This window comes from Micromonospora sp. NPDC050495, from assembly GCF_040655175.1.
Taxonomy (GTDB): Bacteria; Actinomycetota; Actinomycetes; order Mycobacteriales; family Micromonosporaceae; genus Micromonospora.
Genome location: NZ_JBFAJK010000074.1, coordinates 1 through 19,042, shown reverse-complemented (window position 1 = coordinate 19,042; position 19,042 = coordinate 1). Strand labels below are relative to the sequence as shown.

19 protein-coding genes and 5 tRNA genes are annotated in these 19,042 nt (G+C 75.1%); 11 read left to right on the top strand and 13 right to left on the bottom strand.

What is annotated here, in order from left to right:
* Nucleotides 1-380: 380 nt before the first annotated feature.
* On the top strand, nt 381-1,436 hold the full coding sequence (locus AB0I11_RS32590) for a ferric reductase-like transmembrane domain-containing protein (RefSeq protein WP_357329468.1): 1,056 nt from the start codon (nt 381-383) through the stop codon (nt 1,434-1,436).
* A 2-nt stretch (nt 1,437-1,438) separates the two neighbouring features.
* Complete coding sequence (locus AB0I11_RS32585; RefSeq protein ID WP_357329471.1) at nt 1,439-2,890, top strand: NADH-ubiquinone oxidoreductase-F iron-sulfur binding region domain-containing protein; 1,452 nt, start codon at nt 1,439-1,441, stop codon at nt 2,888-2,890.
* Nucleotides 2,891-2,956: 66 nt separating this feature from the next.
* Here AB0I11_RS32585 and AB0I11_RS32580 read toward each other — a convergent pair.
* A tRNA-Val gene (locus AB0I11_RS32580) sits at nt 2,957-3,031 on the bottom strand.
* A gap of 15 nt (nt 3,032-3,046) precedes the next feature.
* Nucleotides 3,047-3,119: transfer RNA gene (locus tag AB0I11_RS32575), tRNA-Gly, on the bottom strand.
* Nucleotides 3,120-3,288: 169 nt separating this feature from the next.
* Between AB0I11_RS32575 and AB0I11_RS32570 the strand changes: the two genes are divergently transcribed.
* Nucleotides 3,289-3,528 carry a DUF6458 family protein gene (locus AB0I11_RS32570; RefSeq protein ID WP_357329466.1) on the top strand — a complete coding sequence of 80 codons (240 nt, stop codon included), beginning with the start codon at nt 3,289-3,291 and terminating at the stop codon, nt 3,526-3,528.
* 136 nt (nt 3,529-3,664) lie between these two features.
* On the opposite strand, the gene AB0I11_RS32565 is transcribed toward AB0I11_RS32570, so the two are convergent.
* The 3 genes from AB0I11_RS32565 to AB0I11_RS32555 all read right to left on the bottom strand — a co-directional run bounded on the left by AB0I11_RS32565 (nt 3,665) and on the right by AB0I11_RS32555 (nt 3,929).
* Nucleotides 3,665-3,739: transfer RNA gene (locus AB0I11_RS32565), tRNA-Val, on the bottom strand.
* 12 nt (nt 3,740-3,751) lie between these two features.
* Nucleotides 3,752-3,822: transfer RNA gene (locus tag AB0I11_RS32560), tRNA-Cys, on the bottom strand.
* 34 nt (nt 3,823-3,856) lie between these two features.
* Nucleotides 3,857-3,929: transfer RNA gene (locus tag AB0I11_RS32555), tRNA-Gly, on the bottom strand.
* Between the two features lie 249 nt (nt 3,930-4,178).
* On the opposite strand from AB0I11_RS32555, the gene AB0I11_RS32550 reads away from it, so the two are divergent.
* On the top strand, nt 4,179-4,781 hold the full coding sequence (locus AB0I11_RS32550; protein WP_357329464.1) for a TetR/AcrR family transcriptional regulator: 603 nt from the start codon (nt 4,179-4,181) through the stop codon (nt 4,779-4,781).
* Nucleotides 4,782-4,790: 9 nt separating this feature from the next.
* Here the strand turns inward: AB0I11_RS32550 and AB0I11_RS32545 are convergent, their stop codons facing one another.
* The gene (locus tag AB0I11_RS32545; protein ID WP_357329462.1) at nt 4,791-5,639 is read right to left on the bottom strand and encodes a hypothetical protein; all 849 of its coding nucleotides are present in this window, start codon (nt 5,637-5,639) and stop codon (nt 4,791-4,793) included.
* Nucleotides 5,640-5,834: 195 nt separating this feature from the next.
* Between AB0I11_RS32545 and AB0I11_RS32540 the strand changes: the two genes are divergently transcribed.
* The 4 genes from AB0I11_RS32540 to AB0I11_RS32525 all read left to right on the top strand — a co-directional run bounded on the left by AB0I11_RS32540 (nt 5,835) and on the right by AB0I11_RS32525 (nt 10,097).
* Nucleotides 5,835-6,503 (top strand): 50S ribosomal protein L11 methyltransferase, encoded by a 669-nt coding sequence (locus tag AB0I11_RS32540; protein ID WP_357329460.1) that lies wholly within the window; start codon nt 5,835-5,837, stop codon nt 6,501-6,503.
* Between the two features lie 9 nt (nt 6,504-6,512).
* Nucleotides 6,513-7,676, top strand: coding sequence for a cytochrome P450 (locus AB0I11_RS32535; RefSeq protein ID WP_357329458.1), 1,164 nt, complete (start codon nt 6,513-6,515; stop codon nt 7,674-7,676).
* A gap of 664 nt (nt 7,677-8,340) precedes the next feature.
* Complete coding sequence (locus AB0I11_RS32530; protein ID WP_357329455.1) at nt 8,341-9,273, top strand: ATP-binding cassette domain-containing protein; 933 nt, start codon at nt 8,341-8,343, stop codon at nt 9,271-9,273.
* Nucleotides 9,270-10,097 (top strand): ABC transporter permease, encoded by an 828-nt coding sequence (locus AB0I11_RS32525; protein ID WP_357329453.1) that lies wholly within the window; start codon nt 9,270-9,272, stop codon nt 10,095-10,097. The genes AB0I11_RS32530 and AB0I11_RS32525 overlap by 4 nt, the downstream gene beginning before the upstream one ends.
* Before the next feature lie 17 nt (nt 10,098-10,114).
* Here the strand turns inward: AB0I11_RS32525 and AB0I11_RS32520 are convergent, their stop codons facing one another.
* Genes AB0I11_RS32520 through AB0I11_RS32505 form a run of 4 tightly spaced genes read right to left on the bottom strand, consistent with a single transcriptional unit; the run spans nt 10,115 to nt 14,347 of the window.
* Nucleotides 10,115-10,792 carry a response regulator transcription factor gene (locus tag AB0I11_RS32520; RefSeq protein ID WP_357329450.1) on the bottom strand — a complete coding sequence of 226 codons (678 nt, stop codon included), beginning with the start codon at nt 10,790-10,792 and terminating at the stop codon, nt 10,115-10,117.
* A complete protein-coding gene (locus AB0I11_RS32515; protein WP_357329448.1) occupies nt 10,789-12,420 on the bottom strand; it encodes a histidine kinase in 1,632 nt (543 codons plus the stop codon). Before AB0I11_RS32515 ends, AB0I11_RS32520 begins: the two co-directional genes overlap by 4 nt.
* A 53-nt stretch (nt 12,421-12,473) precedes the next feature.
* Nucleotides 12,474-13,214, bottom strand: coding sequence for a dethiobiotin synthase (gene bioD, locus AB0I11_RS32510; RefSeq protein WP_357329446.1), 741 nt, complete (start codon nt 13,212-13,214; stop codon nt 12,474-12,476).
* A complete protein-coding gene (locus AB0I11_RS32505; RefSeq protein WP_357329443.1) occupies nt 13,211-14,347 on the bottom strand; it encodes an 8-amino-7-oxononanoate synthase in 1,137 nt (378 codons plus the stop codon). The genes bioD and AB0I11_RS32505 overlap by 4 nt, the downstream gene beginning before the upstream one ends.
* A gap of 170 nt (nt 14,348-14,517) precedes the next feature.
* On the opposite strand from AB0I11_RS32505, the gene bioB reads away from it, so the two are divergent.
* Genes bioB through AB0I11_RS32490 form a run of 3 tightly spaced genes read left to right on the top strand, consistent with a single transcriptional unit; the run spans nt 14,518 to nt 16,258 of the window.
* On the top strand, nt 14,518-15,513 hold the full coding sequence (gene bioB, locus AB0I11_RS32500) for a biotin synthase BioB (RefSeq protein ID WP_357329441.1): 996 nt from the start codon (nt 14,518-14,520) through the stop codon (nt 15,511-15,513).
* A gap of 7 nt (nt 15,514-15,520) precedes the next feature.
* The gene (locus tag AB0I11_RS32495) at nt 15,521-15,748 is read left to right on the top strand and encodes a hypothetical protein (protein WP_357329439.1); all 228 of its coding nucleotides are present in this window, start codon (nt 15,521-15,523) and stop codon (nt 15,746-15,748) included.
* A 3-nt stretch (nt 15,749-15,751) separates the two neighbouring features.
* Nucleotides 15,752-16,258, top strand: coding sequence for a GNAT family protein (locus AB0I11_RS32490; protein ID WP_357329437.1), 507 nt, complete (start codon nt 15,752-15,754; stop codon nt 16,256-16,258).
* Between the two features lies 1 nt (nt 16,259).
* Here the strand turns inward: AB0I11_RS32490 and AB0I11_RS32485 are convergent, their stop codons facing one another.
* From AB0I11_RS32485 to AB0I11_RS32475, 3 genes are all read right to left on the bottom strand, one after another.
* A complete protein-coding gene (locus tag AB0I11_RS32485) occupies nt 16,260-16,784 on the bottom strand; it encodes a GNAT family N-acetyltransferase (RefSeq protein WP_357329435.1) in 525 nt (174 codons plus the stop codon).
* Between the two features lie 83 nt (nt 16,785-16,867).
* Nucleotides 16,868-17,398 carry a DUF488 domain-containing protein gene (locus AB0I11_RS32480; protein ID WP_357329433.1) on the bottom strand — a complete coding sequence of 177 codons (531 nt, stop codon included), beginning with the start codon at nt 17,396-17,398 and terminating at the stop codon, nt 16,868-16,870.
* 142 nt (nt 17,399-17,540) lie between these two features.
* Nucleotides 17,541-19,042, bottom strand: a 1,502-nt coding sequence (locus AB0I11_RS32475; protein WP_357329430.1) for a non-reducing end alpha-L-arabinofuranosidase family hydrolase, incomplete at its 5' end; no start/stop codon positions are given.

Below are 19,042 nucleotides of genomic sequence, written 5' to 3'. Positions count from 1 at the left end.
CCGAGGCCGCCCAGACCGTGCAGGTCTCGGCCTACCCGGATGCCTACGCCCAGTGGGAGCAGCAGGCCGCCGACATCGTCGCCCAGCACTGGAACCGCTGACCAAACCCAGCACGAAACAACTGACCACAGAACCACATCGCACGCTGGCCGGCACCCGAACCCGGGTGCCGGCCAGCGGCGTCCTCTGTGCCCGGCCGACGACGCTCCTCCGATCGGCCGGGATCCATAACCTTAATTTCTCCTGAAGGCCTTTGCCCGCAGGCGATCCGGCTTGGTATGAACCGTCCGGCATTCCGCCCGACCCCATGTTGGGAGCGCTGCCATCCAGTGCGCTGGCAAGCGCTGCCATCCAGTGCGCCACGGAGGTCTGGAGGTGACATGGACAGCGCCGGTGCGGGTCGGTCGGTCCGGCAGACCACGGGTCTCGGCAGCCGACCGGCGCCCCGCGGCGGCCTGCGGCCGGTCACCGCCGGCGCTGCCGTCATCGTGGTCGTCGCGGCGGGCTTCACCCCGCCGGGCCGGGCCGCCATCGCCGGGTCGTTCGCGTTCCTGGAATTCTTCACCGGCGTGTTCAGCCTGGTCGGCCTCTCGATCACGGTGCTGCTGGGCCTGGCGGCGACCGACCGGTTGGTGCTGCTGATCCGGCACCGGATCCTGCTGCAACTCGCGCACCGGGCCACCGCCGCGACCGCCCTGGTCTGCCTGGCGATCCACGTGGCGACCAAGCTCGTGGAGGGCCACGCCCACCTGTGGGACCCGGCGATCCCCTTCCTCGCCAGTCACCGACCGGTCCAGGTCGGGCTCGGCACCCTGGCCGGCTACCTAATGATCATCGCGACGTGGACCGGGGTCACCCGCGCCTCGTACGCCGGGAGCCGGCAGCCGGGCCGCTGGCGGATCCTGCACGCCAGCGCGTACGCGGCCTGGCTGCTCGCCCTGATCCACGGGCTCGGCGCCGGGCGGTCCGCCAAGACCTGGGTGCTGGTCAGCTACGGCATCTGCCTGGCCCTGGTGGCCCTGGCTCTGCTGGTGCGCTTCTTCGTGGCGATGAACCGCCGCACCCACCTGGCCCGGGCCCAGACCATCCGCCGGATGCGCCCGGTGGGGCGGCCCGCGACGGCCGAGGCCACGCCGCTGGCCACGAACGTCCTGATCCCCAGCCTCGACGGAACCGAGTGGGCCGACGCCGAGCGCCGGCCCACCGACCACGACGACCCTCGACCGGCCGCAGCCTCGGCCGGCCGCAAGGACACGGACCCGGCCCGCGAGGAACCCCGGGCACGGCTCGCGCCGGTGGCACGCGAGCGGGCCCGGGCCCGCCGGGAAGCACCGGAGGACCGGGTGCCGCCCGCCGCCGCGCGCCGCCTGGACGACACCGCCGAGATCACCGACGAGGAGTTCTGGGCGTACATCCGTAACGAGGTCGGCCGGTGAGGATGCCGGTCGTGGGCGGCATCGGGCCGCCCCGCCTGACCGCCGGCCTGGACCGCGCCGACCGCCTGGACCGGCGGATGCACCTGGCCGTCCACGGCGACCTCCGCCCGCTCGACCTGATCACCGCCCTGGACCTCGCCGAGCTGATCAACCTGCGCGGCCGGGGCGGGGCGGGTTTCCCGTTCGCCCGCAAGCTGGACGCGGTGTCCCGCTCGGCGCAGCGGCGGGGCCTGCCGGCCACCGTGGTCGTGAACGGCACCGAGGGCGAGCCGGCCAGTTGGAAGGACAAGGTGCTGCTCACCCGCGCGCCGCACCTGGTGCTGGACGGCGCGGCGCTGGCGGCGTACGCGCTCGACGCCGAGAGCATCGTGATCGGGGTGGCCGACGACGGCATCGCCGCCGGCTCGGTGCTCGCGGCGGTCGCCGAACGCCGGATGCCGGCGCCGACCCGGCTGGTGACCATGCCGCACCGGTTCATCTCCGGCGAGAGCGGCGCGCTGATCCGGGGCATCAACGGGGACGTGCCCATCCCACCGGGTCGGAAGGGCCGGGCCAGCGAAGCCGGCGTCGGCGGGCGCCCCACCCTGCTCTCCAACGCCGAGACGTACGCGCAACTCGCGGTCGCCGCACGGCTCGGACCGTACGCCTTCGGCGAGGTCGGCACCGCCGACGAGCCCGGCACGGTGCTGCTCACCGTGGGCGGCTCGGCGCGCCGCCCCGCCGTGCTGGAGGTGCCGGCCGGCGTACCGCTGCGGGAGGTGCTCGACCACTGCGCCGCGCCCGTCGGGCCCGGCGTGCTGCTCGGCGGCTTCCACGGCAGTTGGATCGGCCCGGCGGCGGCCGCGGCCGCGGCGGTCTCCCGAGCGGGGCTGGCCGCGGTCGGCGGCACTCTCGGCGCGGGCATCGTCCTTCCGCTCGGCGACGGGACCTGCCCGCTCGGCGAGGCGCACCGCGTGCTGCGTTATCTCGCCGGCCAGTCGGCCGGGCAGTGCGGACCCTGCCAGTTGGGCCTGCCCGATCTGGCCCGCACGATGAGCACGCTCAGCCACGGGGGCGGCGGCACGGCCGCCCTGGACCGGGTCCGCGCGGCGGCCGGCGGGGTACGCGGCCGGGGCGCGTGCAGCCACCCGGACGGCACCGCCCGGTTCGCCCTCTCCGCGATCGACACGTTCACCGCGGACATCGCCGCGCACCTGTCCCGGGGCGGCTGCGGCGACCCGGTACGCGGCATCCTGCCGCTGCCCGGCGAGGACTCGACCGGTGGCCGGCTCATGATCGACTGGTCCCGGTGCGACGGGCACGGGCTCTGCGCCCAGCTCGCCCCGGAACTGATCACGTTGGACGCGAACGGTTTCCCGTCGGTCGCCGACGCGCCGGTGCCGCCCTGGCTGGCCGCCGGCGCCCGGAAGGCGATCTCGATGTGCCCGGCGCTGGCTCTGCGCCAGGATGTCTGAGCACGCCGATGACCTGAGCGCGGCCCGGTACGCGAACGGGTCCAGCTCGATGAGCTGGACCCGGGGTGGTGGGCGATACTGGGTTTGAACCAGTGACCTCTTCCGTGTCAAGGAAGCGCGCTCCCACTGCGCCAATCGCCCGAGCGCCGCACTGCGAGCGGACGACGGGATTCGAACCCGCGACCCTCACCTTGGCAAGGTGATGCGCTACCAGCTGCGCTACGTCCGCGTGCCACCGTCCTGCGACGGCGACGGGGAGAACTGTACCCGATGGCAAGATCCTCCTCCGACCCGGGCCGCGCGCCCCGGCACCCCGGCCCGGGTGGCGGTTGGGCCGGCGGCCGGGTGGGTACTGACTTCGATCGACAGCACACCACCATCCCCTGAAGGAGGCTGTCGTGGGAATTGGTACCAGCATCTTCCTGATCGCGGTCGGCGCGATCCTCACCTTCGCGCTCGACGCCAGCATCGGCGGGGTCAACCTCGACGTCGTCGGCTGGATCCTGATGGCGGCCGGCGTGCTCGGTCTGATCATGACCACGCTGGTCTGGGGACGCCGCCGCGAGGTGGTCACCCCCGCCGAGCCGGTCGAGTACCGCCGGGTCGAGGAGCGCCGGGACGTCGCCCCGCCGCTGTGACGCACGCCTGCTCGGGGCTGCCGGAGCTGATCGGTCCCGAGCCGATCGTGAACGGGGACGCCATCCGGCGTCCCCGTCCGCGTACCGGGTCGGACATGGCAAGAGGCCGTGTCGATGATCGACACGGCCTCTGCGCTGGTGGGCGATACTGGGTTTGAACCAGTGACCTCTTCCGTGTCAAGGAAGCGCGCTCCCACTGCGCCAATCGCCCTCGTCAACTGCGAGGTGGAGACGGGATTTGAACCCGTGTACACGGCTTTGCAGGCCGTTGCCTCGCCTCTCGGCCACTCCACCGAGGTTGCCCCCGACATGCGTGGCGGCATCTCCGAGCGGACGACGGGATTCGAACCCGCGACCCTCACCTTGGCAAGGTGATGCGCTACCAGCTGCGCTACGTCCGCGTGCCCCCGGTGTTTACCGGTGACGGATGAGAACTTTAGCCGAGCCCGGGAACGGTTGCCAAATCGGGGTCCCGTTCGGGCGCGTCCGGGTGATCCGTACCGCCCACCCGCCAGAGCTTCCTAGGAACCTGGGCGGAAGGAGGGACTGCGGGGACCGGGAGAGGACTGTCGAACTTCCGACTGTCGATCCTTCGACCGGGCCGGTTCGGTAACTCCCCGTGGTCAGATCGATGGGCTACGGTAGCGATCGTGACGAGACGCGCCGCCGAAATCCGCCTGGATGCCCTGTTGCGCACGGCTTGCGAAGTGATCGCGGAACGCGGACTCGCCAACACCCGGACGGCCGACGTGGCCGAGGCCGCCGGGGTCAGCCAGGCGCTGGTCTTCTACCACTTCGCCACCAAGGACCGGATGCTCGCGCAGGCGTTCGCGTACGCCGTCGAGCAGGACCTCGCCCGGCTGGACGCGGTGGTCCGCTCCACCGCCCCGCCGCTGGCCAAGCTGCGCCGGATGCTGCGCCTGTACGCGCCGACCGGCCGGTCCACCTCCTGGTCGATGTGGATCGACGGCTGGGCCGAGTCGCTGCGTACCCCGGAACTGGAGAAGGTCTCCCGCCGGCTGGACCTGCGCTGGCGGCAGGACCTGGCCGCGGTGATCGCCGCCGGGGTGGCCGACGGCACCTTCCAGTGCCCGGACCCGGCGGGTGCGGCGTGGCGGATCAGCGCGGTGATGGACGGGCTCGCCGTCCAACTCTCGGTGCACGAGCGGGTGATCACCCGGCGGCAGATCGCCGAGTGGATCCGGCTGGTCGCCGCCCGCGAGCTGGGCGTGGAACCCGCCGCGCTGGACTGAGCACCAGACCTACCGCCGCCGTCTCCTCGCGGGCCGGCTGCCGAACGCCGCCCCCGGGGCCATCGCCTGCTCCCCCGCCGGGCGGAGCAGGCGCCGCATCCGCAACAGCAGCCCGGCGCCGAGGAAGAGCAGCAGGCCACCCAGGAGGAAGGCCGCCTGGGTCACCCCGAACCCGCCCGAGGCCGCGATGGGCCGGCCCGCCGCGCCCGGGACGGGCGGCTCGGCCACCGCCTCCTCGCTCGGCGGGACCTCCCCGGCCGGCTCCTCGGTGGCCGGCGCCTCGGTCGCCGGGTCGGTCGGCTCGGTCGCGCTCGGTGTCGGCTTCGCCGACCGGCTCGGCTCGGCCGGCGCCGCCCGCCCCACCACCTGGCGGCTGGCGGTCTGCCGGGCCAGCAGCCGCAACTGCTGGTCGTAGGCCTCGGCGGCGAAGCTCACCCGGCCCCGGTCGACGTCCCCGGCGAAGGCCACCCGGTAGCGGGCCGTAACCGTCCGGCCCGGACAGAGCAGCCCCGGGTCCAGGTCCCGGTCGGTCAGCCGGGCCACGTCGCCCTCGGTCCGGACCTCCAGCGGGAACGAGCCGGTGTCCTCGACCCGGTCCACCCGTACCTGGTCCAGCCGCAGGCCCTGCACCCGCAGCAGCATCGACCAGCGCACCTTGACGCAGCCGCCACCGTCGGAGCGGGACACCACGGCCGCCAGAGTCCGCACCTCGTCGCCGGCGGTGAACTCGGCCGGCAGCCCGCTGAGTTCGGTGGAGAACGCGGCCGCCGCCCGCGCCGGGACCGCGGCGCCGACCCCCGCGCCGGACAGACAGGTCAGCACCACCCCGACCCGCAGCGCGTACCGCCACCCGCTCACCACGTCTCCTCCCGTCGGCCGCGTCCCATCCGAAACGCTAGGAGCGCCACCGACGCCCCGGTAGACGGGCGTGTTCGCACGGAACGCCAACCGCGGGGGCCGATCTCACCCGGGGTGATGAACCGGTAACCGGTCGGCCGCGACACGCCCGGGATCGCCGGCGGGGCGGCCCGGGGCGTACGACAGAATCAGCCGGTGTCCGACCTGTCCGCCGCCTTCGTCCGGCTGCACGCCCGGCTCGCCCCGGTCGCCTTCGTCCCCGAGGTGCGGCTGCACCAGGCCGACGAACCGATCGGCCTCTGGGAGCTGACCGAGGGCGAGTTCCGCAGCGCCCAGCCGCCACCGTTCTGGGCCTTCGCCTGGGCCGGCGGGCAGGCCCTCGCCCGGTACGTCACCGACCACCCGGAGCTGGTCGCCGGGCGGCGGGTGCTCGACCTCGCCTCCGGTTCCGGCCTGGTGGCCATCGCCGCCGCCCGGGCCGGCGCGGCCGCCGTCCGGGCGGTCGAGGTGGACGAGCGGGCGGTCGCCGCCGTCGCGCTCAACGCCGAGGCGAACGGGGTACGCGTCGACGCCGAACTCGGCGACATCCTGGACGGGGACGCCGGGGGCGCCGAGGTGGTGCTCGCCGGGGACGTCTTCTACAGCGAGGCGATGGCCCGGCGGATGCTGCGGTTCCTGCTCCGGGCCGCCCGTGCCGGCGCCCGGGTGCTGGTCGGCGATCCGGGCCGGGCCTTCCTGCCCCGCGAGCGCTTCCACGAACTGGCCGGGTACGAGGTGCCGGTGCCGGAGGCGCTGGAGAGCGTACGGGTGAAGCACACCACCGTGTGGGAGCTGGACCCGACTCCGCCGGGGGCCGCCCGCTAGCGTGACGCCGTGCTGTTCCGGGGCTGGGGGGAGTCCGTCGACGGGGCGTGGCCCGACGTGGCGACGGTCGTCGACCACGTCGGCGTACGGCACCTGGTGGTGACCCGGCACGCCCTGGTCCGCCGGCTGCTCACCGACCCGTCGACGTTCCGGCCGGACAACGCGCTCGACGCGGTCACCCCGATGCCGGTGGCCGCCCTGCGGGTCCTGGCCGGGCACCGGTTCCGGCTGCCGCCGACCCTGGCCAACAACGCCACCGCCAGCCACCCGGAGATCCGCGGCATCGTCGCGGGCGCGCTGCACCCCGATCGGGTGGCCGCCCAGCAGCGGTGGCTCACCGACCTGGTCCGGCGGCGGGTGGCCCGGCTCGCCACCGCGCTCGACGCCGGCGCGCCGGTCGACCTGTACGCCGACCTCGCCGCCGACCTACCGCTGTTGGTGCTGGCCCGGCTGGTCGAACTGCCGGATGCGCCGGTCGCGGCGGTGAAGGACTTCGCCCGGGCCGCGCTGGAGCTGTTCTGGGCGCCGCTGGACGAGCCCCGGCAGCTCGCCCTCGCCGCCGAGGTCGGCCGGTTCCACACCGTGCTGCGGGCGTTCGCCGCCGACGGGGGCGGCCTGGCCGCCCAGCTGCGCGCGGCCGGCCACTCCCCCGACGTGGTGGTCGGCGCGCTGTTCTTCCTGCTGGTCGCCGGCCAGGAGACCACCTCGCAGTTCCTCACCCTGCTGCTGCACCGGCTCACCGCCGAGCCGGCGGTACGGGCCGGGCTGCGCACCGGCGCCGTCGAGGTCGCCGACGTGGTCGAGGAAGGGCTGCGCCTGGAGCCGCCGATCGTCACCTGGCGGCGGGTCGCCGCCGTGGACACCAGCCTCGGCGGGACGGCCGTCCCGGCCGGCACCAGCATCGTGGCCTGGCTGGCCCGGGCCGGCCGCGACCCCGAGGTGGTGGCCGTACCCGACGGGTTCGTGCCGGGGCAGCGCGGCTCCCGCCGGCACCTCGCCTTCGGGGCGGGGCCGCACCGCTGCGTCGGCGCGCAACTGGCCCGGATGGAGGCCGCGGTCGTGGTCGCCGAGGCCGCGCCGCTGCTCGACGGGGTGACCGTGGTCCGCCCACCCTGGTGCCCGGACAATCTGACCTTCCGGATGCCGGACGCCTTCGTGATCCGCCGAGCCTGACGCGGACCCCGCGATGTCCGGGTCCGCCCGCCCCACCGGCCCGACCGCGCCCCTCCGCTGATCCTCGCCGGCGTCCGCACCGCGCTGGTGCTGCGGGTCCCCGCCGGCTGCGTCCCCTGTTCTCGCCCGGTGAATCTGCTGCTCAGACACCCCACCGACCAGCCAAGCCGCCCCTCGCGGGAGCGGGTCGGGTCCGGGGCCAGGCCGGCCGTGCCCCCCACCGACCGACGTCCCTCCCCCGGGCCTGGGTAGGCCCGTGCCGACGGACGGCAGGTCACCTCGTCGTCACTGTCGACCTGATGTCGTATTCGACTCACCCCGGCCGGGGCGCCCCATCCGGTGGGGCGACATTGCGGACAGGTTGGACAGGGCCGGGAACCGCCGATCCACCCGCTGATGTCGTATCCGACTCAGCTCGACAGGCGGATCAGAGGGACCAGGCAGGGCGGCATGCGGGCATGGCTCCCCGACCCGCCGACGGAACAGCACGCGGACCACCGCCCGCGGGCGGCACAGCATGCGGACCACCGCCGGCCAGCGGCACGGCATGCGGGCGATGATCCCCGGCGCGGCAGCGGGTGCGCCGGAAACCTGACGAAAGTCAGGTGCGGACGGCGCCGATCGGTGGCGGTGCGGCACCCCGCCCGCTGCCTACCGTCGGCGCATGATCACACTTCGTGGCTTGACGAAACGGTTCGGGACGGCGACCGCGGTCGACGGCCTGACCCTCGATATCCGGCCCGGGCAGGTGACCGGCTTCCTCGGCCCCAACGGGGCCGGCAAGTCCACCACCATGCGGATGGTGCTGGGGTTGGACCGGCCCACCGCCGGCCAGGCCCTGGTCAACGGCCGCCCGTACCGGCAGTTGCGGCACCCGCTCTACGAGGTGGGCGCGCTGCTGGACGCCACCGGCATCCACCCGACCCGCCCGGCCCGGGCGCACCTGGTCGCGATGGCCCGCAGCAACGGCATCCCCGCCCGCCGGGTGGACGAGGTGCTGGACCTGGTCGGCCTGGACGGGCGGGCCGCCGGCAAGCCGGGCCGCGCGCTGTCGCTGGGCATGGGGCAGCGGCTCGGCATCGCCGGCGCGCTGCTCGGTGACCCGCCGGTGCTGCTGCTCGACGAGCCGGTCAACGGGCTCGACCCGGACGGGGTGCGCTGGATCCGCCGGTTCACCCGCGACCTCGCCGACGAGGGCCGCACCGTGCTGGTCTCCAGCCACCTGATGAGCGAGATGGAGCAGACCGCCGACCGGGTGGTGGTGCTCGGCCGGGGCCGGCTGATCGCCGACGCGCCGCTGGCCGAACTGCTCGCCGGCCGCCGCACCGGCACGGTCCGGGTACGCGGCCCGGAGCCCGCCGGCCTCGCCGCGCTCCGCGACCGGCTGGCCGCCGAGGGCGCCCGCGTCGAACTGGACGGCACCGGGCTCTCCGTCGCCGGCGCCACCGCCGCCCGGGTCGGTGACCTCGCGTACGAGCTGGGGGTGCGGGTGCACGAGCTGACCCCGGTGGCCGCCTCGCTGGAAGAGGCGTTCCTGGAACTCACCGCCGACAGCGTCGAGTACGCCGCCGGCCCGACCGGAAGCGAGCCCCGATGACCGTCCTGCCCACCACCACCGCGACCCGGCCGGCCCCCCGGCCCGCCACCGCACCGGCCACCGGCCCGTTCGTCGGGGCGGTGGCCGCCGAGTGGACCAAGCTCCGATCGGTCCGGTCCACCTGGTGGACCGTGCTGGCGGCGGCGCTCACCATGGCCGCCACCAGCGGCCAGCTCGCCATCTACGCGGTCAACGCCAACACCGACGACGACCCCACGGTGAACCCGGGAATCCTGCCGGTCGGCGACATCGTCACCGGTTCGCTGGAGCTGACCCAGTACGTCGTCCTCGCCCTCGGCCTCTTCGCGATCACCAGCGAGTACGCCACCGGCACCATCCGGACCACGCTGCGCTGCACCCCGTCGCGGACCCGGGTGCTGCTCGCCAAGGCCGTCGTGGTCGGTGGGCTGACCTTCCTGCTCGGGCTGCTGCTCGGCGGCATCGGCGCGGCGGTCGCCCGGCCGGTGCTCGGCGAGTGGGGGCGCGCCCCGCTGGGCGGCACCCTGGCCGACGTGGCCGCCTCGGCCGCGTACCTGGCGCTGGTGGGGGTGCTGGCGCTCGGCCTGGCGGCGGCGCTGCGCAGCCCGGTGCTTACCCTCACCGTGCTCCTCGCGCTGCTGATGATCGTGCCGCTCTCCCTGCAGGAGCCGGGGATCACGGTGCTCACCCGGATCGCCGACGCGTTCCCCGGGGTGGCCGGCGGCCACTTCCTGGCCGGGGACACCGACCCGTACCCGGCGGCGGTCGGGCTGCTGCTCCTGGCCGGCTGGACGGCCGGCGGGCTGGCGCTCGGCCGGTGGGCGCTGGCCCGCCGGGACGCCTGAGCGGCGGGCGGGGCTGGTCAGCCGCTCGGCGCGACCAGCCCCGCCTCGTACGCGAGGATCGCCGCCTGCACCCGGTTGCGCACGTCCAGCCGGGTGAAGATGCTGGTCAGATAGCTCTTCACGGTGCCCTCGACCAGGTGCAGCCGGCGGGCGATCTCGGCGTTGGACAGTCCCGCCCCGACCAGCGCCAGCACCTCCCGCTCCCGGTCGGTCAGCCCGGCGAGCCGGTCCCGGGCGTACGGCGCGCGGGCCAGCGGGCCGCCGCTCAGCTCGATCACCCGCCGGGCCACCCGCGGCGACAGGTACGCCCCGCCGCCGGCCACCGCGTGGATCCCGGCCAGCAGCTCGCGCGGGTCGCCCGACTTGAGCAGGAAGCCGCTCACCCCGTGCCCGAGCGCCCGGGCGATCAGGTCGTCCTCGCCGAAGGTGGTGAGCATGACCGTGGCGGTTTCCGGCACGAGCCGCCGGATCTCGGCCGCCGCGCTCAGCCCGTCCCAGCGGGGCATCCGGATGTCCAGCAACGCCACCCGGGGCCGGTGGGCGCGGACCAGTTCCACGGCGGCACGGCCGTCGCCGGCCTCACCGACCACCTCGATGGCGGGGTCGGCGGCCAGGATGGCGCGCACCCCCGCCCGGATCATCGCCTCGTCGTCGGCGAGCACCACCCGCAGGGGCTGTCCGTGGTCGTCGGTCACGGGGTGATCCGCTCCTTGCTGGCCAGCCGGCCGTCGGTGAAGCAGAGCCGCCAGGTCGGCTCCGCGAACGGGAAGTTGCCGTCGGTGTAGTACTCGCAGCCCGCCGGGACGTCGTCGGTCGGCGGGGCCGCCTGCCGCCGGGGCAGGTCGAGGCCGTCGCGGGGCTCGCCGAGGCGCAGCCGCTCGTACCCGGTCCGGTCGAGCACCGCGCCGGCCGTGGCCAGCGGGTAGTAGACCAGGGCGAGCACCGACGCGAGGATCGCCGGGGCGGCGAACGCGGCCAGCAGGCTGCGCCGGACCCGCCGCCGGGCGTCCCGAAGCCGCCGCGCCGCCTCGCCGGGGTGGTCGTCGACGACCGGGCCGCCCCCGGGACCGTCGTCGGGCTCCCCGGCCGGCCACCCGCCGGCCCCGGCCCCGGCCCCGGCCCCGGCCACCGTCCCAGCCCTGGCCCCCACCGCAGTCCCGGCCCTCGCCGCAGCGCCGGCCACGGCCGCGGCGCTGGTCAGCGGCAGGCGGGCGGAGACCGCGAAACCGCCGTCCCGGGGCCCCGCGTCGAACCGGCCGCCGGCCAGCCGGACCCGCTCGCGCAGGGCCAGCAGGCCGGAGCCGTGCGACGCCGGCCCCGGCAGCGGCCCGGTCGGCGGCGGACCGTTCACCACGCGCACCGCCATCCCGCCGTCGGCCCGTTCGACGACGACGGTCACCGGGGCTCCGGGGGCGTACCGGGCGGCGTTGGTCAGCGCCTCCCGGACCACCCGGTGCACGGCGTGCACGGTCAACGGCGGCAGCCCTTCCTCGGGCAGGTCGCCCCGGAGGGTGACCGCCAGCCCCGCCTCGCGCGCCCCGTCGACCAGCTCCGCCACGGTCTCGCCGGCCGGCCGCAGGGAGCCCGGCCGCTCCTCGCGGAGCACGCCGATGATCTCGTGCAGCCGCTCGGTGGCCGCGGCCACGCTGGCCCGCAGCTCACCGGCCGCCGCCCGGTGCGCCGGGGCCAGGTCGGCGGCCAGCTCCAGCGCGGCGGCGCGCAGCGCGATCAGGCTCAGGTCGTGCCCCAGCGAATCGTGCATGTCCTCGGCGATCCGGGCCCGCTCGCGCAGCCGTACCCGGTCCACCGCGGCCTGCCGCTCCCGCTCCTCCGCCTCGACGTGGCGCCGCCCGGCGTCGGCGAGCGCCTGCTGCTGGCGGCGCAGCCGCCCGAGCAGCCACGGGAACACCCCGGCGAAGAGCAGCACCGTGGCCATCAGCAACCAGGTCGCCGGCCCGGTGCCGAGCAGCCCGAGGTTGAGCGCGGTCCCGGCCACCGCGATCAGCCCGAACACCACCGCCACCCGGCCGGTGCCGGCGCTGCGCCGCCCGGCCAGGTAGCTGAACACCGGGATGGCGAAGACGAAGTTGCCGTCGAGCAACGAGCCGGCCACCACCGCCACCAGCGCGACCAGGGGCAGCCGCCGGCCCAGCGCCACCGCCAGGCCGAGCAGCGCCAGCGAGGCGAGCAGCAGCGGCACCGCGTGCCGCGGCCACGGCGGGGTGAGGCCGGCGTACGCCACCGGGGTGGCGACCGCGGCCCAGAGCAGCAGGTCGCCGACGCACCGCCGGCCGGTCGGACCGGTTCGTCGCTGGGGTTGCACGGCGGCCACGGTACCGGCGGTCGCCGGCACCGGACACCGACGAAAGTCAGGGCTCAGCCGGCGTCCTCGGCCCAGGCCCGCCAGTCGTCGAGCACCCCGTACAGGGCGGGGGTGAGCCAGCCGGGGGCCGACCGGCGGAACACGCCCGGGTCCATCGAACCGGCGCCCATCGGCACCGCACCCAGCAGGTTCGGCACCAGCTCCGACAGGTTGAGCCAGTGCACCAACTCCGGCTCCGCCGGCCAGGCACCGATGACCACCCCGGCCGGGACCGCCCGCCGCTCCAGGGCCTCCAGGGTGAGCGCGGTGTGGTTCAAGGTGCCCAGCCCGGCGCGGGCCACCACCACGGCCGGGGCGCCCAGCGACACCGCCAGGTCGGCCACCGTCCAGGGCTCGCCCGAGGGCCGCAGCCCCATCGGTACGAGCAGCCCGCCGGCCCCCTCGACGAGCACCAGGTCGTGCTTGTCGGCCTCCGCGCGGATCTCGTCGACGGCCGTGTACAGCTCCAGCGGCTCCAGCTCGGCGACCCGGGCCGCGGCCAGCGGGGCGAGCGGGTCCGGATAGCTGGCCAGGGTCCGGCCGGTGAGCGGGGCGGCCAGCCGGGTCACCGCGTCGACGTCGCCGGGCTCGCCGGTCGCCGTACCGGTCTGGCCGGGTTTGACCACGGCGACCCGCAGCCCGGCGGCCTGCGCCGCGGCGGTGATCGCCGCGGTCACCACCGTCTTGCCGACCTCGGTGTCGGTGCCGGTCACCAGCACCGCCCCCGTCCACCCGTCGCTCATGCCGGCGGTCATGGCGCACACTCCACGATCACGTCCAGGGCCCGTTCGAAGTCCGCTCGGGCCACGCCGGCGCTGACCGTCAGGCGGAGCCGGGAACGACTGTCCGGGGTGGAGGGCGGGCGGAAGCAGCCCACCGCTACCCCCCGGTCCCGGCAGTCCGCCGCCCAGGCGGTCGCCGCCTCCGGGCCGGGCGCGGTCACCGACACCACGGCGGCGTCCGGGGCGGAGACCGCCAGCCCGGCCGCGCCGAGCCGGCGGAGCGCCAGGGCGGCCCGCGCGGCCAGCTCGGCGCGCAGGTCGTCGCCGGCCCGGGCCAGCCGGACGGCGGCCAGCACCCCGGCCGCCACGGCGGGCGGCAGCGCGGTGTCGAAGATGAAGGTCCGGCCCGTCTCGACCAGGTGCCGGACGAACTCGGCCGGCGCGGCCACCACGCCACCGGCCCCGCCGAGCGCCTTGGAGAGGGTGGCGGTGACCACCACGTCCGGCTCGCCGGCCAGGCCGGCCCCGGCCACCCCGCCGGCCCCGCCCGGCCCGGTCACGCCGAGCGCGTGCGCGTCGTCGACCAGCAGCAGCGCCCCGTGCCGGCGCGCCACCGCGTGCAGCGCCGTCAGGGGGGCGAGGTCGCCGTCGACGGAGAAGACCGACTCGGTGACCACCACAGCCGGCCGGCCGGGCGCGGCGGCCAGGGCGGCGGCGACCGCGTCGACGTCGGCGTGCGGGGTCACCACGGTCTCGGCGCCGGAGATCCGGCAACCGTCGATCAGCGAGGCGTGGTTGTGGGCGTCGGAGACCAGCAGGGTCCGCGGCTGCACCAGGCCCCGGACCGCGGCCAGGTTGGCCAGGTAGCCGGAGGAGAAGACCAGCGCCCGGTCGGTGCCGAGCCAGTCGGCGAGGGCCGCCTCCAGGGCGTGGTGAGCGTCCGTGGAGCCGCGCACCAGCCGCGAGCCGGTGGCCCCCAGGCCGTACGCCGTCAGCGCCTGCCCGGCGGCGGCGGTGACCTCCGGGTGGGTGGCCAGCCCGAGGTAGTCGTTGCCGGCCAGGTCGACCACGGCGTCGCCGGCGGCGCGCGGGCGCAGCGTGCGGGTCAGCCCGGCCTTCGCCCGCAGCTCGGCGCGGCGGCCCAGGGCCGCCAGCCAGTCCGCCACCGTCCCGCCCCTTCCCACGCGCACACCGGCCCCGCCCGGGGCCTCCGCCGGGCGAAGTTACCACCCGCCCGGACCACCCCGGCGTGGCGCGGTACGGCTCGCCGGGCCTGCTCGCGGCGGCCCGACGCGGCCGTTTCCGGGCCTCCGGGCGGCCTTGTAGGGTACGAGCCATGCCAGAGATCCTCGACCAGGCCCGGACCCAGGTGCTGGAGAACGGCGTCGGCCTCGACGAGGCCGGGGTGCTCGCCGTGCTGAACCTGCCCGACGAGCACGTGCCCGCCGCCCTCCAGCTCGCCCACGAGGTGCGGATGCGCTGGTGCGGCCCGGAGGTCGAGGTCGAGGGCATCGTGTCGCTGAAGACCGGCGGCTGCCCGGAGGACTGCCACTTCTGCTCGCAGTCCGGCCTGTTCACCTCGCCGGTCCGCTCGGTCTGGCTGGACATCCCGGCGCTGGTCGAGGCCGCCAAGCAGACCGCGGCGACCGGGGCGACCGAGTTCTGCATCGTGGCCGCCGTGCGCGGCCCGGACGCCCGGCTGATGAAGCAGCTGCGCGAGGGTGTGGACGCCATCCGGGCCGAGGTCGACATCCAGGTCGCCGCGTCGCTGGGCATGCTCACCCAGGAGCAGGTCGACGAGCTGGTCGAGATGGGCGTACACCGCTACAACCACAACCTGGAGACCTGCCGCTCCTACTTCCCCAACGTGGTCACCACCCACTCCTGGGAGGAGCGCTGGGAGACCCTCACGATGGTCCGCGCGTCCGGCATGGAGGTCTGCTGCGGCGGTATCCTCGGGCTCGGCGAGACGGTCGAGCAGCGGGCCGAGTTCGCCGCGCAGCTCGCCGCGCTGGACCCGCACGAGGTGCCGCTGAACTTCCTCAACCCGCGTCCGGGCACCCCGCTGGCCGACCGGCCGGTGGTCGAGGGCAAGGACGCGCTGCGGGCCATCGCCGCGTTCCGGCTGGCCATGCCGCGCACCATCCTGCGGTACGCGGGCGGCCGCGAGCTGACCCTCGGCGACCTGGGCACCCGGGACGGTCTGCTCGGCGGCATCAACGCGGTCATCGTCGGCAACTACCTGACCACGCTGGGCCGGCCGGCGACCGACGACCTGAAGCTGCTGGACGACCTGAAGATGCCGGTGAAGGCGCTGTCGGCGACCCTGTGAGGTGACGGTGACGGAGTGTGTCGAGCCTGGTGCGCCGGCCGCGACGGATGTCGCGGCCCGCTGGTGCGACCGGTGCGGCGAGGCGTCCGCCACGGGTGGGCACGACGCCTGCACGGCGGCCCGGGCATGGGAGCCGCCGCGCTACTGCGCGCACTGCCGGCGGCGGATGAAGGTGCAGGTGCTGCCGTCCGGCTGGTCGGCGGTCTGCGTCGAGCACGGCGAGATGCGGGGCTGAGGCGTGCTGCGGGGGCGGGCGGTGACGCTGCGACCGGCCACGGACGCCGACGTGCCGGCCCTCGCGGCGATCCGGGCCACCCCGGAGGTACGCCGCTGGTGGCGCGGCGACGACGACCTGGCCGGGGCGGTCCGCGCCGACCTGGCCGACGGTGAACTCACCGTCTACGCCATCGAGCACGACGGCCGGGTGGTCGGCGCGATCCAGTGGTACGCCGAGCCGGACCCGGACTACCGTCACGCCAGCCTGGACATCTTCCTCGACCCGGCGGTACGCGGCGCCGGCCTCGGCGGGGACGCCATCCGCACGCTGACCCGCCACCTGATCGACGAGTACGGCCACCACCGGTTCACCATCGACCCGGCGGCGGCGAACACCGCGGCGATCCGGGCGTACGCGAAGGTGGGTTTCCGCCCGGTGGGCATCCTGCGCCGCTACGAGCGGGGCGCCGACGGCCGCTGGCACGACGGCCTCCTGATGGACCTGCTCGCCGAGGACCTGGCCGACTGAGTCAGCCGGTGGCGATCCAGTAGCGGCGCAGCCGGCCCAGTTCGGTGTCCCGGACGTCCTCCAGCACCCCGCCGTGCCGCTCGATGGTCCGCGCCGAGGCGGTGTTCTCCTCGTCACAGGTGACCAGGACCGGGTCAATGCCGCGCCGGCCCGCCTCGGCCAGCGCCACACCGAGCGCGAAGGTCGCCAGGCCCCGCCGCCGGGCCGAGGGCCGGACGCCGTAGCCGATGTGCCCGCCGGCCTCGCGCAGGAAGTCGTTGAGGCGCAGCCGCAGTGAGATCGCGCCGAGCACCTCGTCGTCCTCGACGATCCACCAGTAGAGCGCCGGCACCATGCCCTCGGGCAGCCGGGACTCGTCCTCGCCGGCCCGCAGCCGGCCCACCCAGTCCGCGAAGCCCGCCGGCGAGTCCACCTCGTCGGTGGGGCGCAGCCCGGCGCCGTCCTGGTGGACGCCGTGCCCCCACTCGTCCCGGGCGGCCAGCCAGGACCGGTGCAGGCGGGTGGTCGGGGTGATCAGCTCCGGCATGCGGTGAGGCTAGCGGCGCGGGCCGCGGCGCGGCCAGCGGATTGCGGTGGTCCGCCGTCCCGGGCGAGCCGGCCGCCGGAACGTCAGCCGTCCCAGATCAGGTGCCCGTCGGGGCGGCGGCGGGCCCCCTCGGCCGGCCGGTGCGGGCGGAGCCGGCCGTCCGGCATGAGGTGCGACACCGGCACCCCGCGGCCGAGCACGGCGACGTCGGCGATCAGCCGCCGGTGGCAGCGCCACCAGACGCTCTCGCTGCACATCACCGCGGTGGTCCGCCGCGCGGCGTCGGCCAGCACCTCGTCCAGCGCCGCGTCGAAGTCGGCGGTGCGGGTGTACGCGGCGTACGCCCGGAAGGCCGCCACGGTCCACCAGGTGTCCGGTTCCGGCTCGCCGGCGCGGACGTGCCGGCGGCCGCCGAGGCGCGGCTCCCAGCGGTAGTCGATGCCCCGTTCGGGCAGCCACTGTGCCAGGGCCTCGCGCCGGACGTCGGGATTGGTCCGACTGGCCGGGTAGCGGCGCACGTCCACGACCAGGCTGACCCCCGCGCCGGCCAGCAGGTCCCCGAGCTGGTCCCGGTCGGCGGCGCCGTGCCCGACGGTCAGCAACTCGCGCTCCACCGGCTCAGCTTGCCCCGGGTCGCCGCCGGCCGCCGGCCAGCCGGGGGCGCAACCCACCAAAGGACGTGCCCGGCACCTCGTGGTGCCGGGCACGCCCCGGGTGCTCAGCGAACGGGTTCGGCCTGGGCCGAGCCGCGTCGCGTCAGCGCTGCAGGGTCAGCACACCCGGCCGCCACGGCAGCAGGTTGTAGTCGCCTCCCGCGCTGGGGTTCTTGCCCTGGTACAGGAACTGCAGGTTGCAGGCGTCGACGGTCTTGGTCTGGTCGGGGTTGGTGCGGACCAGGTCACCGTGGCTGATGTCGTTGGTCCACGTTGCGCCGCTGTTGGCCTTGCCGGCGAAGGGGTTGCTCTCGCTGGCGGCCTGCGGGGTCCACGAGCCGCTCAGGCTGTTGGAGGTGAAGGAGCGGAAGTAGCGCCCCTGGCTCCCGATCGCCTCGACGATCATCAGGTACTGGTTCTGGCCCTGCACCTTGTAGACCTCGACCCCCTCGAACAGGTTGTTGGTCGAGTCGCTCATGATCGTCGTGTAGCTCGAGCCGAAGCTGCCCGGGAAGTTCCCCAGCGGCATGCTCGACCGGTAGATCTTGCCGTTGTCCCCGGCGAAGAACAGGTACATGTTCTGGTCGTCGCCGATCAGGGTCTGGTCGATCACCCCGTACGGGGCGTCGGGGAGGCTGGCGGTGGAGAGCGTCTGCGCCGAGGACCAGCCGTTGGCGTTGGTCGGGTCGCTCGACGTCTTGTAGCTGAACGAGGTCGGTCCCCACTGGTACGCCAGCACCCAGATGTTCTTCGGGGCGAAGTACAGCAGCGTGGGTGCCACGGTGCCCTGGCTCATCCCGGTCTGGCTGGCCGAGGCCATGTCGGACCAGTTCGTGAAGAGCCCGAAGTTCATCGAGCCGTACGAGCCGCTGCTGTTGACGTTCGACGCGTAAACCAGGTGCTTGCCGTTGTAGACGACGTTGGTGAAGTCCTTGACGGAAACCCAGCCGTTCTGCGGGTTCGCCAGTGCGCCGGTCGACGACCAGCGGTAGGTCGACGGCAGCGCACACCCGCCCGGCGGCGGCGAGGACGGCGGCGTCGAGGTCGGCGGCGCCGAGGTGGTGCCGCCGCTGAACTCGGTCCGCCACTGCTGGTTGGCCTGCCCGTGGCAGTCGTACAGCTGGATCTGCTGGCCGTTGTTGGTGCCCCAGACGTCCAGGCAGCGCCCGGACTGCACGCCGCTGATGGTGCCGTTGGAGTTGACGTTCCACTGCTGGTTCGGCTGGCCGTTGCAGTCCCAGATGATGATCCCGGTGCCGTTCGCGGTGCCCGCACCGTTCGCGTCCAGGCACTTGCTGCCGTAGACCATCAGCTGCTTGCTGGCGGTGTACGTCCACTGCTGGTTGGACTGCCCGTGGCAGTCGTAGAGCTGGACCCGGGTGCCGTTGGTCTGCGTGGCGTTGGGCACGTCGATGCACCGGTTCGACTGCACCCCGATGATCCGGCCGGTGCCGTTGCCCGGCGTCGGGCCGGTGGTCGGCCCCGAGGTCGGGCTCGTGGTCGGTCCGGAGGTCGGGCCGGCGCTGTTGAGGACGTTGAGGACGGAGTTGTAGGCGGCCTTCTTGTTGCCGCCGCCGTCGAAGAGCAGGGGGTTTTCGTTGGAGC